Origin of the sequence: Mycobacterium angelicum (genome assembly GCF_002086155.1) — a bacterium.
Taxonomy (GTDB): domain Bacteria; phylum Actinomycetota; class Actinomycetes; order Mycobacteriales; family Mycobacteriaceae; genus Mycobacterium; species Mycobacterium angelicum.
Genome location: NZ_MVHE01000101.1, coordinates 1 through 13,515, shown reverse-complemented (window position 1 = coordinate 13,515; position 13,515 = coordinate 1). Strand labels below are relative to the sequence as shown.

At 65.5% G+C, this 13,515-nt stretch carries 14 protein-coding genes and 1 pseudogene; 8 read left to right on the top strand and 7 right to left on the bottom strand.

Features of this window, described 5'->3' with window-relative positions; all coding sequences use genetic code 11:
- The first annotated feature begins 5 nt into the window (after positions 1 to 5).
- Positions 6 to 791 carry an aldolase gene (locus tag BST12_RS27275; RefSeq protein ID WP_083116316.1) on the top strand — a complete coding sequence of 262 codons (786 nt, stop codon included), beginning with the start codon at positions 6 to 8 and terminating at the stop codon, positions 789 to 791.
- A 12-nt stretch (positions 792 to 803) separates the two neighbouring features.
- On the top strand, positions 804 to 1,673 hold the full coding sequence (locus tag BST12_RS27270) for a dihydrodipicolinate synthase family protein (RefSeq protein WP_083116315.1): 870 nt from the start codon (positions 804 to 806) through the stop codon (positions 1,671 to 1,673).
- Between the two features lie 5 nt (positions 1,674 to 1,678).
- Here BST12_RS27270 and ypfJ read toward each other — a convergent pair whose 3' ends face one another.
- The 3 genes from ypfJ to BST12_RS27255 form a co-directional block, all read right to left on the bottom strand.
- The gene (gene ypfJ / locus BST12_RS27265; RefSeq protein WP_083116314.1) at positions 1,679 to 2,563 is read right to left on the bottom strand and encodes a KPN_02809 family neutral zinc metallopeptidase; all 885 of its coding nucleotides are present in this window, start codon (positions 2,561 to 2,563) and stop codon (positions 1,679 to 1,681) included.
- A gap of 91 nt (positions 2,564 to 2,654) precedes the next feature.
- A complete protein-coding gene (locus BST12_RS27260; protein WP_083116313.1) occupies positions 2,655 to 2,858 on the bottom strand; it encodes a hypothetical protein in 204 nt (67 codons plus the stop codon).
- Between the two features lie 156 nt (positions 2,859 to 3,014).
- Positions 3,015 to 3,899, bottom strand: coding sequence for an oxidoreductase (locus BST12_RS27255; RefSeq protein ID WP_083116312.1), 885 nt, complete (start codon positions 3,897 to 3,899; stop codon positions 3,015 to 3,017).
- An 84-nt stretch (positions 3,900 to 3,983) separates the two neighbouring features.
- On the opposite strand from BST12_RS27255, the gene aspS reads away from it, so the two are divergent.
- From aspS to BST12_RS27240, 3 genes are all read left to right on the top strand, one after another.
- The gene (aspS, locus tag BST12_RS27250) at positions 3,984 to 5,744 is read left to right on the top strand and encodes an aspartate--tRNA ligase (RefSeq protein ID WP_083116311.1); all 1,761 of its coding nucleotides are present in this window, start codon (positions 3,984 to 3,986) and stop codon (positions 5,742 to 5,744) included.
- A gap of 72 nt (positions 5,745 to 5,816) precedes the next feature.
- The gene (locus BST12_RS27245) at positions 5,817 to 6,866 is read left to right on the top strand and encodes an FUSC family protein (RefSeq protein ID WP_083116310.1); all 1,050 of its coding nucleotides are present in this window, start codon (positions 5,817 to 5,819) and stop codon (positions 6,864 to 6,866) included.
- Positions 6,867 to 6,901: 35 nt separating this feature from the next.
- Positions 6,902 to 7,951, top strand: a complete 1,050-nt coding sequence (locus tag BST12_RS27240) for an FUSC family protein (RefSeq protein ID WP_083116309.1) — start codon at positions 6,902 to 6,904, stop codon at positions 7,949 to 7,951.
- Here BST12_RS27240 and BST12_RS27235 read toward each other — a convergent pair.
- Positions 7,946 to 8,332 carry an MmcQ/YjbR family DNA-binding protein gene (locus BST12_RS27235; RefSeq protein ID WP_083116308.1) on the bottom strand — a complete coding sequence of 129 codons (387 nt, stop codon included), beginning with the start codon at positions 8,330 to 8,332 and terminating at the stop codon, positions 7,946 to 7,948. The two genes, BST12_RS27240 and BST12_RS27235, sit on opposite strands and share 6 nt — an antisense overlap.
- 107 nt (positions 8,333 to 8,439) lie before the next feature.
- On the opposite strand from BST12_RS27235, the gene BST12_RS27230 reads away from it, so the two are divergent.
- On the top strand, positions 8,440 to 9,411 hold the full coding sequence (locus BST12_RS27230) for a transglutaminase family protein (protein ID WP_083116307.1): 972 nt from the start codon (positions 8,440 to 8,442) through the stop codon (positions 9,409 to 9,411).
- On the top strand, positions 9,404 to 10,450 hold the full coding sequence (locus tag BST12_RS27225; protein WP_083116306.1) for a zinc-binding metallopeptidase family protein: 1,047 nt from the start codon (positions 9,404 to 9,406) through the stop codon (positions 10,448 to 10,450). The genes BST12_RS27230 and BST12_RS27225 overlap by 8 nt, the downstream gene beginning before the upstream one ends.
- Positions 10,451 to 10,461: 11 nt before the next feature.
- On the opposite strand, the gene BST12_RS27220 is transcribed toward BST12_RS27225, so the two are convergent.
- Entirely contained in the window at positions 10,462 to 10,833 is a 372-nt protein-coding gene (locus BST12_RS27220) for a hypothetical protein (RefSeq protein WP_139801981.1), read from the bottom strand.
- Between the two features lie 220 nt (positions 10,834 to 11,053).
- Here BST12_RS27220 and BST12_RS27215 point away from each other — a divergent pair, with 220 nt between their 5' ends.
- Positions 11,054 to 11,536, top strand: coding sequence for a hypothetical protein (locus BST12_RS27215; RefSeq protein WP_083116304.1), 483 nt, complete (start codon positions 11,054 to 11,056; stop codon positions 11,534 to 11,536).
- A gap of 953 nt (positions 11,537 to 12,489) precedes the next feature.
- Here BST12_RS27215 and BST12_RS34670 read toward each other — a convergent pair.
- Both BST12_RS34670 and BST12_RS27205 read right to left on the bottom strand, forming a co-directional pair.
- Positions 12,490 to 12,946 (bottom strand): annotated as a pseudogene (locus tag BST12_RS34670) (hypothetical protein); the annotation flags it as partial.
- 3 nt (positions 12,947 to 12,949) lie between these two features.
- Positions 12,950 to 13,246: a hypothetical protein gene (locus BST12_RS27205; RefSeq protein WP_083116303.1), complete on the bottom strand. Its 297-nt coding sequence runs from the start codon at positions 13,244 to 13,246 to the stop codon at positions 12,950 to 12,952.
- Between the last annotated feature and the right edge of the window lie 269 nt (positions 13,247 to 13,515).

Genomic DNA, 13,515 nt, shown 5'->3' with positions numbered 1-13,515 from the left:
GTCATATGGGGACCACTTTCACGGATCCGAAATCCGAACTGATGCGCCGAGCCCAGGAGCGGCTGTCGGCAGACGTCGCAGAATCGCAGTTGACCACCCGGCAGAAGCTGGCCCTGACCTGCCGTGCCCTGTTCGACCGCGGGCACGACTCCGGCCTGGCCGGACAGATCACCGCGCGCGCCGAAGAGCCCGGTACCTACTACACCCAGCGGCTCGGTCTCGGGTTCGACGAGATCACCGAGGACAACCTGCTGCTGGTCGACGAGGATCTCAGCGTCCTCGCCGGTGACGGAATGGCTAACCCGGCCAACCGGTTTCACAGCTGGATCTATCGCGCGCGACCCGATGTCCAATGCATCGTGCACACCCACCCGTTTCACGTGGCCGCGCTGTCGATGCTGGAAGTTCCGTTGATCGTGTCGCACATGGACACCACACCGCTCTACGACGACTGCGCGTTCCTGGCCAACTGGCCCGGGGTGCCCGTCGGCAACGAGGAAGGCGAGATCATCAGCGCCGCGCTGGGCGACAAGAAGGCGATCCTGCTGGCCCATCACGGCCAGGTGGTGGCCGGTGCCGGCATCGAGGAGGCGTGCTCGTTGGCGGTGCTCATCGAGCGGGCGGCCAAGCTGCAGCTGGCCGCCATGGCCGCCGGCACCGTCCAGGAGCTCCCGGAGGAGCTGGCGCGCGAGGCCCACGACTGGACTCTGACTCCGGCCCGCAGCCGCGCGAACTTCGCCTACTACGCCCGTCGCGCCCTGGCAAACCATCCCGACGCGTTGACTAACTAAAGGAGCCCGTCTGTGCCCGACATTCACGGCATTATCGCCTACCCGATCACCCCGTTCACGGACAGCGGGATCGACACCGAACGCTTGGCCGCACTCGTCGAAAGGCTGGTTCGCTCTGGCGTGCATGCGATCGCCCCGCTGGGCAGCACCGGAGAGCTGGCCTACCTCGACGAGTCCGAGTTCGACACCGTGGTGGACACCACCATCGCCACTGTCGCCGGGCGGCTGCCCGTGGTGGTCGGTGTCTCAGATGTGACCACCGCCAAGACAATTCGTCGCGCTCGGTACGCACAGCAGGCCGGGGCCACCGCGGTGATGATTCTGCCGGTGTCCTATTGGAAGCTCACCGAACGCGAGATCGTCGCGCACTACCGCAGCATCAGCGACGCGATCGCAATCCCGATCATGGCCTACAACAACCCGGCCACCAGCGGCGTGGACATGAGCCCCGAGCTGCTGGTCTCGATGTTCGAAACGATCGACAACGTCACCATGGTCAAGGAATCCACCGGCGATCTGTCCCGGATGCGGCGCATCACCGAGCTCAGTGGCGGTCAACTGCCGTTCTACAACGGCAGCAACCCGCTGGTGCTCGACGCGCTCAAGGCCGGCGCATCCGGATGGTGCACGGCCGCACCGAATTTGCGGCCACAGCCGTGCATCGATCTGTATGAGGCGGTGCGCTCGGGTGATCTGGAGAAGGCGCAGATTCTCTACGACGACCTCAAGCCGTTGCTGGAGTTCATCGTCGCGGGAGGCTTGGCGACCACGGTCAAGGCCGGTCTGGATCTGCTGGGCTTCCCGGCCGGCGATCCGCGTCCGCCACTGCTACCGCTGGAGGAGCGGGGACGCGCACAGTTGCGGGCGCTATTGAGCGCTTAGCGCCGTTAGCCCAAATCGGTTGCGCTGAAGGTGTTGCACTTGTTCGGGTCGCCGGTCTGGTACCCGACGGTGAACCACTTCTGCCGTTGCGCGGCCGAACCGTGCGTCCACGATTCGGGGTTGGTGCGGCCGGTCACCTGCTGCTGGATGCGATCGTCACCCACCGACGCCGCCGCCGACAGCGCGTCTTGAATGTCCTTGTCGCTCAACGGCTGTAGGTATGGGACGCCGGTGCTCTCCTGTTTGACCGTCGAGGCGTAGTGTGCCCAGATCCCGGCGTAACAGTCGGCCTGCAGCTCGGTGCGCACGCCGTTGCCGCCGGCCCCCTGCGCACCCTGCTGGGCCTTGCCGAGCACGCCCAGCAGGTTCTGCACGTGATGGCCGTACTCGTGGGCCACCACATACTCCTCGGCGAAAGGTCCACCGCTGGAACCGAATTGGGTGACCAGCACCTGGAAGAAGTCGGTGTCGAAGTACGCCGTCTTATCCACCGGGCAGTAGAAGGGCCCGACTTCGCTGCTGGCCGGTCCGCATCCGGTGCTCACCTGGCCACTGAACAGTCGCAGATGCGGGCGGGTGTAGCGGTTGGGCAGCAGTTGCTTCCAAACCGCGTCGACCGAGTTGCCGGTGGCCACCACCCGGCACTGCACGAACTTGTTGGCGTCGGCTCCGGTCTTGCACTGGTTCAGATCGAAACCGGGTGCCACGTCCTGATGGGTATCGACCGGTTGCTGGCTCAGAATGCCGCCGGGGTCGACGCCGAGGAACATCGCGACGACCACGATCAGCAACCCGCCAATGCCGCCGCCGATGGCTAGCCGCCCGCCACTACCGCCGCCGGAGGACGACGCGGTGCTGGTGTCAATCTGCATACCCTCGTTGAAGGTCATTGCGTGCTCCCCACTGTGACCGCTGACCGGGCGAAAACCAGCCTAGCGGCGCTGCTCAGTGCGGACCGCTTGGATCTTGCCCTTATCGTCCTCAGTCGGGAAGACGATCGACCGCAATCGTGAAGCACCCAGCCTGGATCGGATGGGCGTCTTCCTGGAACAAGACTTCGTGTGACATCCGATGCGTGTTATCGCTGCCCTCACCCTGGCTGAGGACCGCAGCGGCGGCGACGCCGATGCTGGCGATGGCGATTCCAGCGCCGACGGGCTTGAGTCCAATCTTGTGATCTGACATGTGAAACACCTATCTTCAATCAGTCCGAACGGCAATCGCTCCATCGAGCGAGCTTCAAGGGTGGCACCCGTCTTGCAGACGGGCAAGCGTCGGGAGTGCGCGGGCGATCGCACTTCTTATGCGATCGATAACCGGCAGTTATCGCTGGCGAACGACCTATCCGGGGCCGTCGCTGGCAGCTGCCAGCAGCGGCACCAGTACGTCGCTGATCGGGGTGGCCAGTCCGTGCCGGCGGGCCTTGCGGACAATCACGCCATTGCGCAGGTCCCATTCCAGCCGCCGGTGATTCTCCCGGTCGGTCAGGATCGAGGTGGTCACGTCTTCGGGAACCGCGCGAAACGAACCGACCATCGCCTCGACCATGTCGTCACCCAATTGGGCACCCTCGGCGCGCGCCACCGCCAAGCATTCGCAGAGATAGCGCTGGGACAGCTCGGCGATGTCGTCGCGGCGGAACATCCCGGACCGTCGCCCGGACAGGACCATCAATCCGGCCAGCGCGTTGAGCAGCAGTTTGCGCCAGGTGACGGTGGTGAAGTCGGGGTCGCAGTCAACCCGGCAGCCGGCCCCGTTCAGCAGCGCGGCGAGCCGCTCGGCGGCGGCCCCGGCCGGCAGCACCAGCGCCACCTCGCCGCGCAGCCGTACCCAGCCTGCGGGCTGGATTTCGGCCGAGAACCACACGCTGCCCGGGATGACGGTCGACGACGGGCACAGCGGCTGGACCTGCTCGACCTGCTCGACACCGTTCTGCAGGACGAGGACCGTCGTGCGCTCGTCGCACAACCGGGCCAGCCAGCCGGCCGCCGCGTCGTTCTGGGTGGCCTTGACCGCGAGCAGGAGCACCTCGACCGGACCGCTGACCTCGGCCGGATCGGTATGCACCGGTCCGGGCACCACGATCGGGTCGCCGTCGTCGGGCCGCAACTCGATGAGGTCCCGGGGCGTGTGGCCGCACAGCAACACCGGATGCCCGGCGGCGTGCAACAGCGCGGCCACCGTGGTACCGACGGCGCCCGGACCGACTAATGCAATCGTTGAGATGTACCAAAAGTACCGGGTCAGTGGGGCAACGGAACCGGCCCTTTAGACTGAGCAGTCATTCCAACCGGGTGAAGGGGAGTATTTGTGCTGCGCAGCCACGCCGCGGGTTCGCTAAGGGCAAGCGACGCCGGGCAGCAGGTGACATTGGCCGGCTGGGTGGCCCGCCGGCGCGACCACGGCGGCGTCATCTTCATCGACCTGCGCGACGCCTCCGGCGTGTCACAGGTGGTGTTCCGCGAGGCCGACGTGCTGGCACAGGCACACCGGCTGCGCGCGGAGTTCTGCATCGCGGTCTCCGGCGTCATCGAAATCCGCCCGGAGGGCAATGCCAACCCCGAGATCGCCACCGGCGACATCGAGGTCAACGCCGGCTCGCTGACGGTCCTTGGCGAGTGTGCGCCGCTGCCGTTTCAGCTGGACGAGCCGGCGGGGGAGGAACTGCGGCTCAAGTACCGCTATCTGGACCTGCGCCGCGACGGCCCCGGCGCGGCAATTCGGTTGCGGTCCAGGGTGAATGCCGCAGCCCGGGCGGTGCTGTCCCGCCATGAGTTCGTGGAGATCGAGACGCCGACGATCACCCGCTCGACACCGGAAGGCGCGCGCGACTTCCTGGTGCCGGCCCGGCTGCACCCGGGTTCGTTCTACGCGCTGCCGCAGAGCCCGCAGTTGTTCAAGCAGTTGCTGATGGTGGCCGGGATGGAGCGGTACTACCAGATCGCTCGCTGTTATCGCGACGAGGATTTCCGCGCCGACCGGCAACCCGAATTCACCCAGCTCGACATGGAGCTCAGCTTCGTCGACACCGAGGACATCATCACCGTGTCCGAGGAGATCCTCACCGCGCTGTGGGCGCTGATCGGCTACGAGATCCCGATGCCGATCCCGCGGATCAGCTACGCCGAGGCGATGCGCCGCTACGGCTCCGACAAACCCGATCTGCGGTTCGGGCTGGAACTGGTCGAGTGCACAGAGTTCTTCAAAGACACCAGCTTTCGCGTCTTCCAGGCGCCGTACGTGGGCGCGGTGGTGATGCCCGGCGGGGCCTCACAGCCGCGTCGCACCCTGGACGGCTGGCAGGAGTGGGCCAAACAGCGCGGACACCGCGGCCTGGCCTACGTGCTCGTCGGCGAGGACGGCGAGTTGGGTGGCCCGGTGGCCAAGAACCTGACCGATACCGAACGCGACGGTCTGGCCGCGCACGTCGGCGCCAAGCCGGGAGACTGCATCTTCTTCTCGGCGGGACCGGTGAAGTCGTCGCGCGCTCTGCTGGGCGCGGCGCGTGGTGAGATCGCCAACCGGCTCGGGCTGATCGATCCGAATGCATGGGCGTTCGTCTGGGTGGTCGACCCGCCGCTGTTCGAACCCGCCGACGACGCGACCGCCTCCGGTGATGTCGCGGTGGGCTCGGGCGCGTGGACCGCGGTGCACCACGCCTTCACCGCGCCCAAGCCGGAGTGGGAGGACCGCATCGAATCCGATCCCGGCGCCGTACTGGCCGACGCGTACGACATCGTCTGCAACGGCCACGAGATCGGCGGCGGCTCGATTCGTATCCATCGCCGCGACATCCAGGAGCGGGTGTTCGCGGTGATGGGCCTGGACAAGGCCGAGGCGGAAGAGAAGTTCGGATTTCTGTTGGAGGCGTTCACTTTTGGCGCACCGCCACATGGTGGCATCGCATTCGGCTGGGACCGCACCAACGCGCTGCTGGCCGGGGCCGACTCGATTCGCGACGTGATCGCCTTCCCCAAGACCGGCGGCGGCGTCGACCCGTTGACCGACGCGCCCGCGCCCATCACCGCCCAGCAGCGCAAGGAAGCCGGACTGGACGCCAAACCTAAATAGGCCCCAAATAGGTTCCAAATAGGTGAAGCGGCGCGGTTTCGCCGGGTATTGCGAATGCGGTAAGCAAGCGTGATGACCACTTCGCTGCTTACCAGAGCGTCGAACACCAGCGTCACGTCGGTACGCCGGCTGCGCGCCGTGCTGTGGCCGATCACCCAAACCTCGGTGGCCGCCGGTCTGGCTTGGTACATCGCCCACCGCCTGCTCGGCGAGCCCCAGCCGTTCTTCGCGCCGATGACCGCGGTGGTGTGTCTGTCGGCGACCAACTTGGTGCGCGCACGTCGGGCCGGCCAGATGATTGTCGGTGTTTCGCTCGGGATCCTGCTCGGCGAGCTGGTGGCCGCTTTGCTGGGCAGAGACGCCGTCGCCATCGGGATGGCGGTGCTGTTCTCGCTGTGTATCGCGGTGCTGATCGGGCGCGGCTTCTTTGCGCAGGGCGTGACGTTCTTCAACCAGACCGCGTCGGCCGCGGTGTTGTGTGTGGTGTTCGTCCACCACGGCAAGGTGGTCAACGAACGGCTCATCGACGTGCTGATCGGCGGCGGAATGGCATTGCTGTTCAGCATGCTGTTGTTCCCGGCCAACCCGGTGGTGGTGCTGCGCAAGGCCCGGGCCGGGGTACTGGCGGCCTTGCACGACATCCTCACGCAAGTCGTGGACGCGATGAGCGACCCCGACGGTCGCGATGCCGACTGGCAACTGCCGGCGTTCGATCAACTGCACCATCAGCTGGGCCGGCTGCTCGAGGCGCGCAGCACCGCCCGGCTGGTGTCGCAGCGGGCCCCGCGGCGGTGGGCGGCGCGCGGCCTGGTCCGCGGGGCCGATCATCAGGCCGCACAACTGGGCCTACTCGCGGCCTGTGTACTGCATCTGGCCCGCGCCATCACGCCCGCGCTCGCGGAATGGAATCCGCCGGACCTGTATGACACGATCGTCGACCTCGCGGCCGGAGTAGCTCTGGCCGACGCGGATCCGCGCGCAGCGGCCGTGCACGCGACCGCTGCCAGCCGGCACGTATCGGCGCTGCACGACGCGGCCGAGACCAGAAGCCAGGTGGTGCTCGTCGATCTGGTTCTGTCCTGCATCGAGGACCTGCAACAGGTGATCGAACCGTCCCGGTGAGTCGAGCGGTGCGGCAAATGCGGTAAGCAAGCGTGATGACCGCTTTGTTGCCGGAAGCCGTCCAGCGCCTCCGTAGCGTGCTCTGGCCGATCACCCAGACATCGGTTGCGGCCGCCCTCGCCTGGTACGTGACTCACGACGCGTTGCAACATCGCCAGCCGTTCTTCGCGCCCATCTCCGCCGTGGTGTGCATGTCGGCGACCAACGTGCTGCGCAGCCGGCGGGCCATGCAGATGATCATCGGGGTCGCGCTGGGAATCGTGCTCGGTGCCGGGGTACACGAGATCCTTGGTGCGGGAGCGATCGCCATGGCGGTGGCGGTGTTCGTGGCGCTGGGCTTCTCGGTGCTGATCGGGCGTGGGTTCATCGCGCAGGGATTGATGTTCGTCAACCAGACGGCGGTGTCGTCGGTGCTGGTCCTGGTGTTCGCCCCGACCGGCGGTGTGGTTGCCGAGCGCCTTTTCGATGCGCTGATCGGCGGCGGTCTGGCGCTGCTGTTCGCCATGCTGCTTTTTCCGGCCGACCCGGTGGCGCTGCTGTGCCGAGCGCGCGAAGCGGTACTGGCGGGTCTGCACGACACCCTCGTCGAGCTGGCGACGGTCGTGGAGGATCCCTCGCGCGCCCCCGCCGACTGGCCGCTGTCGGCTTTCGATCGGCTGCACAACCAGCTGGGCGCGTTGATCGAGGCCCGTCAGACGGCGCATCTGGTCGCCCGGCGCGCGCCGCGCCGCTGGGTGACGCGCGAGACGATTCGCGAGGTCGATCAGCAGTCCGCGCGGTTGGGCATGCTGGTCAGTTGCGTGTTGCATCTGGCGCGTGCGGTGACGCGGCCCGACGGCGGACGGGTTCCGGCGCCCGTCCAAATCGCGCTGGCCGAGCTTGCGGCCGGAGCCGCCGTCGCCGACCAGGACCCCGCGGCGGCGATGACCCACGCCGCGGCCGCGCGCCGCCGCGCCGCGGAACTGGAGTCACATGCCCATGACAGAGCCGAAATGGTGCTGGCCGACATCGTCTGCGCCAGCGCCGACGACCTGCAGCGAGTGATCGAGCTACCCGCCCGCAAACACTCGCGCCGCTCGCTATGAATTGGCCAGAAACTCCTGCACCAGCTTCTTCGGCGCCTGCGTCAGCCAGGCCTCGGTGATCAGATCCTCCAGGTCGGAGACGCCGATCTCGGCCAGCTTGACCAGCACCGCCGGATAGCCGTCGAAATGCGGCGTGGTGAAGTACACCTCGGGTTCGTCGGCGACCAGCGCGAATTTGATCCCTTCATCGGCCACCCGGACACCGAGAATGTCGCCGGCCGGCGGTTCGGTGCCGGCTTGTGCCATGGCGTCCCGGTCGGACTTGCGCAGCGGGCGCTCCCAGGCCATCAGCTTCTTACCGACCCGCCAGTCGTGCGGGGCGGGCTCGGCCGTCAGCGGCAGTCCACCGACGATGTGCGCGACGTCGTCCCAGGTGGCCACGTATTCGATTGTGCGCCGGGTAACTGGGCTATGGCGCTTCTGCGGCCATTTCGTGACCGAGCCAGTGCAGCAGTACGCCGATCCACGCGTGTGAGATCGTTTACCCCGTGCCAGACGCACGGCCCGAAGCCCAGCGTGCAGCCCAGCCTGAGGCTCAGCCGGGGGTCGGGGACACGCACCGCTATCGCGTCACCCACCGCACCGAATACCGCTACTCCGACGTGGTGACCAGCTCCTACGGCCGCGGCTTTCTCACGCCGCGGGATTCGTTGCGGCAGCGCTGTGTCGCCCACCGGCTGATCATCGAGCCCGGTCCGGCCGACAGCTCCACCACCCGCGACGGCTACGGCAATGTCAGCTCCTATTTCCATGTCACCGAGCCGCACCGGACGCTGACGGTTACCAGCGACTCGATCGTCGACGTGTCCCCGCCGGCTCTCGGGCTGTACACCAGCGGCCCGGCGCTCGCACCGTGGGAAACCGCCCGGCCCAGCGGGCTGCAGGGAGCGCTCGCGGTCGATTTCACCCTGGACCTGCGTCCGCCGGAGATCACCGACGAAGTGCGCGAGTACGCCGCGCCCAGTTTCGTTCCCGAACGCCCGCTGGTCGAGGTGCTGCGGGATCTGGCGGGGCGGATTTTCCGCGACTTCACCTACCGCTCGGGATCGACGACGGTATCCACCGGTGTCAACGAGGTTCTGGCGGCCCGGGAAGGGGTATGCCAGGACTTCGCGAGGCTGGCCATCGCCTGCCTGCGAGCCAACGGTCTGGCGGCCAGCTACGTATCGGGGTATCTGGCCACCGACCCACCGCCGGGGAAGGATCGCATGATCGGGATCGACGCCACCCATGCCTGGGCCGCAGTGTGGACCCCGCAGCAGCCCGGCCAATTCGAATGGCTAGGGCTGGATCCCACCAATGACCAGATGGTCGACCAGCGCTACATCGTGGTGGGCCGGGGCCGCGACTACGCGGACGTCCCGCCGCTGCGCGGCATCATCTACACCAACTCAGAGAACAGCGTGATCGACGTCGCCGTCGACGTCGTGCCCTTCGAAGGCGATGTGCTCAATGCGTGACTTTCACTGCCCCACCTGTGGCCAGCGTCTGGCGTTCGAAAACTCCGCGTGCCTGTCCTGCGGGAGCGAGCTCGGCTTTTCACTCGAGCAGATGGCGCTGCTGGTCATCGCCAAGGACGAGGAAGCCGAACATGCCGGCGCGGTACCTGCCGACGACTATCAGCTGTGCGCCAATCTGTATGTGGCCGAATGCAATTGGCTGGTTCCGGTGGACGATCCCGGCGGGCTGTGCGTCTCATGCGCGTTGACCATCGAGCGGCCCAACGATGCCGACACCGTCGGTTTGGCCGAGTTCGCCCGGGCCGAGGCGGCCAAGCGGCGGCTGGTCGCCGAACTGCACGAGCTGAAGCTGCCGATAGTCGGGCGCGAGGCGGACCCCGATTACGGGCTGGCCTTCCGGTTGCTGTCCAGTGCGCACGAGCAGGTACTGACCGGGCACGAAAATGGCGTCATCACACTGGATTTGGCCGAGGGCGACGACGTGCACCGCGAGCAGCTGCGGGTCGAGATGGACGAGCCGTACCGCACGCTGCTCGGGCACTTCCGCCACGAGGTCGGGCACTATTACTTCTATCGGCTGATCCAGTCGCCGGAGTATCTGGCGCGGTTCAACGAGCTGTTCGGCGACCCGGACGCCGACTACCAGGAGGCGCTGGACCGGCACTACAGCCAGGGCGCACCCAAGGGTTGGCAGGAAAGCTTTGTGTCTTCCTATGCGACCATGCATCCGGCCGAGGATTGGGCCGAGACGTTCGCCCACTACCTGCATATCCGCGACACCATGGACACCGCGGCCTGGTGCGGCTTCGCGCCGGCGTCGGCGACCTTCGACCGGCCTACGTTGGGCCCCAGCGCTTTTCAGACGATCATCGACACCTGGTTGCCGCTGTCGTGGTCACTGAACATGGTGAACCGGTCGATGGGCCACGACGACCTCTACCCGTTCGTGCTGCCGCCCGCGGTAATGGAGAAGATGCGATTCATCCACACCGTGATCGACGAGGTGACTTCGGAGGCGAAAGGACCCGCGGTTGCGTAGTACGGGTCTGGTCAGTTCGTCCGCTGATTCCCGAAGGTGCGTGCTAACTGTTCGCCGGCGGGAGTTAGTCCCAGCCAGATCGTGAGGTCCCATCGTGCGCGATCGTCGTAATTGACTATGAACAGGTCGTAGACACGCTGCATTGCAGCGTCGATAGAGATACCCCACCCTGCGAAGTTCTCGCCTGGGCCAGGGAGATCCCCAATCTGCATAAGCCCGTCTTCGAGCAGCGTTCGGATCGTTCGCAATGCCAGGTCTTGTTGAGCCGCGAGGGTGTCGGCGAGGCTGGCTCGGTTGATGACGGTTTCGACCTCGACAAGCGGCACCCAGTCGTCGAGCCCACTGGTTAGCAGCTCGGCGCGCAGCCGCTGTTGTGGGGTCATGAGGGGCTGGGTTTCAGCGCGAGGGTCGTCACTGGATTGATTCATCGTTCTCCACGCTTCCGCAATGTATTGACACCGTCGTCTTTCGGTGACGGTAAGAGGTCAACGCCGAGGGCGTCACCCTGGGGTGAATTCATCTAAGTCGGGTCGTTCGTCTTGGGGGCCGTGGTGGCGGTGCGGCGGATGGAACGTCCGGTACGGCGGTCGTAGGATCGGTTCGATGACAAGTTCTCCTGAGTCGGTTGCGGTCGATCTAGCATTTGACGAACGCGAATTCATCCGTCAGACGCTGGAGCAGTGGGGATGGTCGGCTTCCGGTAAACCGTTTCCGTTTCAGGTGTTGGGCCTACCAACGTGGGACGAATTTCGCGAACTGGTCGGTCGGTTGAGTCATGCGATCGGGGGCGGTGAGCCCCTGTCCGACCTGGACTGGGCACGAGTGCTGTTCTTGACCGAAATCACTTGGGCCAGTAGCTTAGTCGGGTCTGGTCTGGACTTCGCGCTCGTTACCAAGTTCAGCGACACCGAGGCGGTGGGCGTGTTGCGCGGTTTGCAGCGCAAAATTGGTGGCTACGACCGTGCCAAGCTGTTGTTTCCCGAAGGTGGACGGGCTAACACCGCCGAAGAGATTGAGGCAACCGAACGGTGGGGGGAAAAGGTGCGTCGCGAACAACAAGGGCGGCGATATCCTCCCGGATTGTGACATCACCTGCTAGCACGCCCTTGCCGGTGGACCGCGCAAGAAGCGCGCGGACGGGTCTCGGACCGTTGAGGTTCGCAACAGGTCTTCTGGTGACGCCCGATTTGTAACCTGGCAGCAATAGCGAATCATGACGTAGACGTCCGGATTGACACCGGCGCTGGAAGCTGGTGAACGCTGCATGTAGCGGCGGCCTACTCAAAATCTCGGGCACTTTCCCACGGATCGTCTTCTCCGAGAATCGGAAAATGGTGGGGAATACTGTGTGGCGGGTGAACGAAATGCGGCCCCAAGGGCGAAGCGGGTCCGCCCGGTAGCATCGGACCTCCGCCACCCGTGGGCGCAGGCCTCGGCTTGGGCGCCGGCACCGTTTCAACCGGTGGGGGAACGGGCCGCGGAGCCGATGCACCAGGCCAGGTTGGACCGGACGCCATTTCACCTGGAGTCAGCGGGGGTAGCCGTCCGGGTGTAGGAGCCGGAAGTGGCTCGGGCGCCCTGGTCTGCTGCTCAAAGTATTCGAGCGGGGTCCGCCACTTACTGCTGGGGCTCGGATCAGGTTTGAAGGCAGTTCCGTAGTCCGGGTTATTCGGATCGATATATATGACCTTGCCATCCCTCAGCAGTATCAGGCCACCAGAATCGATACTGGTGGCAATACGCGTATTCGGATCCTTGATCGTGTCGTAAATCCATCGTGCGAGGTCGCGCTCTGTCCACCCCTTTGGAAAATCGCCCCTGTGCTCGCTCCAGGCGTGGCCGTGGGCGATTCAGTTGCGACCTGCGCCATTTGCGCGTCGGTCCAGCCTGTAAACGGATTGCCTGGGGGACCTGGCGTGGTGGCGGGTCTTGTTTGAAGGTGTGCTGCTCGACTGCCTGGACATGAGGTTGGTGATCGTGCCGGGTCTCTGGGAAGTCTGTGGTAGCAATTCCGGCCGTAGCAGAGGTGATCTTGGCGGCTACTTCGTCTTCTACCTCGACGAGTTGTATTGCGCGCTGTCGAATACTGCTGGAGAAAGCTTGCGCTTGAGCTTGGCGAGATGCGTGTTCGGCGGCGGTGCGGCTGGTTCGGGCGTCAGTGACCGAGAGGTCCTCTTCAACGTTGAAGCCGTCGGCGTGGGCATCTTGGATGGCATAGAGGACCCTGCGCTGCGCTGCACCAATAGTTCCGGCGCCGTCGCGGGCGATGCGCGTGGCCAGACGCAACTGGTCGGCTTTGCCGCTGACGATTTGTAGATCGGCGCACGCTCGCTGTCGCAGTCCATCACCGCCGGCCCCTTCCCAGATAATGGTGTGGGATTGATTCCGTATCCGGAGGAATACGTCTTCCCAATGATCGGCCGTCTTGCTCCAATAAGTGGCCGCCTCGATGAGATGTTCGGTGTCCCATGCGTTTAATTGCGACAGGGTTGGCAGCGACTACAACACCTGGTTTCGCGGCTGGGCTGACATCTTGGCCGCGGCAATCGATTCGTTGTGAACGTACCCAGCGACGGATTCCTCCAGTGCATTGATCGTCGCGTGTGTCCGGGATTTAAACGCTGCTGCGGAGAGGCCAACCGCCGTGTGTGCACCAGCCGTCGCTGCTGTGGTGGGTTGAAACGGCTGTCCTGGCGCGGGCGGTGCTAAGACGATGAATTCCGTTGCTAGGGCACGCCATTGGCCGGCCATCACATTTAACTGCTGGAGGTCGATCCTCAGTTCACTGGATTCCATCTTCGGGAAGCTTGATCGCGGTGTAAGGACGAGCAACGCATGGGACGCTTCGTCTAGTAGGACGAAGACGCACGCTGACCGCTGGTGTGGTTTCCCGTCCCCGCTTTTCAAAGCTCAAAGCGCGCAGCCACTCTCGCGCGCCCAGTCCGGCTTCCCAGTCAGGCTGGGCCGGATTGCCTGACTCCTCAGCACCCCGCTACGCGGGCTGCATTGTCGTCAGGCTGGGCCGGATTGCCTGACTCCTCAGCACCCCGCTACGCGGGCTGCAT

Excerpts from the sequence above, each read along its gene's own strand:
- BST12_RS27275 (WP_083116316.1), top strand. The coding sequence starts at position 6 with ATGGGGACCACTTTCACGGATCCGAAATCCGAACTGATGCGCCGAGCC.
- ypfJ (WP_083116314.1), bottom strand. The coding sequence starts at position 2,563 with ATGACCTTCAACGAGGGTATGCAGATTGACACCAGCACCGCGTCGTCC.
- BST12_RS27260 (WP_083116313.1), bottom strand. The coding sequence starts at position 2,858 with ATGTCAGATCACAAGATTGGACTCAAGCCCGTCGGCGCTGGAATCGCC.
- BST12_RS27245 (WP_083116310.1), top strand. The coding sequence starts at position 5,817 with ATGACCACTTCGCTGCTTACCAGAGCGTCGAACACCAGCGTCACGTCG.
- BST12_RS27240 (WP_083116309.1), top strand. The coding sequence starts at position 6,902 with ATGACCGCTTTGTTGCCGGAAGCCGTCCAGCGCCTCCGTAGCGTGCTC.
- BST12_RS27225 (WP_083116306.1), top strand. The coding sequence starts at position 9,404 with ATGCGTGACTTTCACTGCCCCACCTGTGGCCAGCGTCTGGCGTTCGAA.
- BST12_RS27220 (WP_139801981.1), bottom strand. The coding sequence starts at position 10,833 with ATGACCCCACAACAGCGGCTGCGCGCCGAGCTGCTAACCAGTGGGCTC.
- BST12_RS27215 (WP_083116304.1), top strand. The coding sequence starts at position 11,054 with ATGACAAGTTCTCCTGAGTCGGTTGCGGTCGATCTAGCATTTGACGAA.
- BST12_RS27205 (WP_083116303.1), bottom strand. The coding sequence starts at position 13,246 with ATGGAATCCAGTGAACTGAGGATCGACCTCCAGCAGTTAAATGTGATG.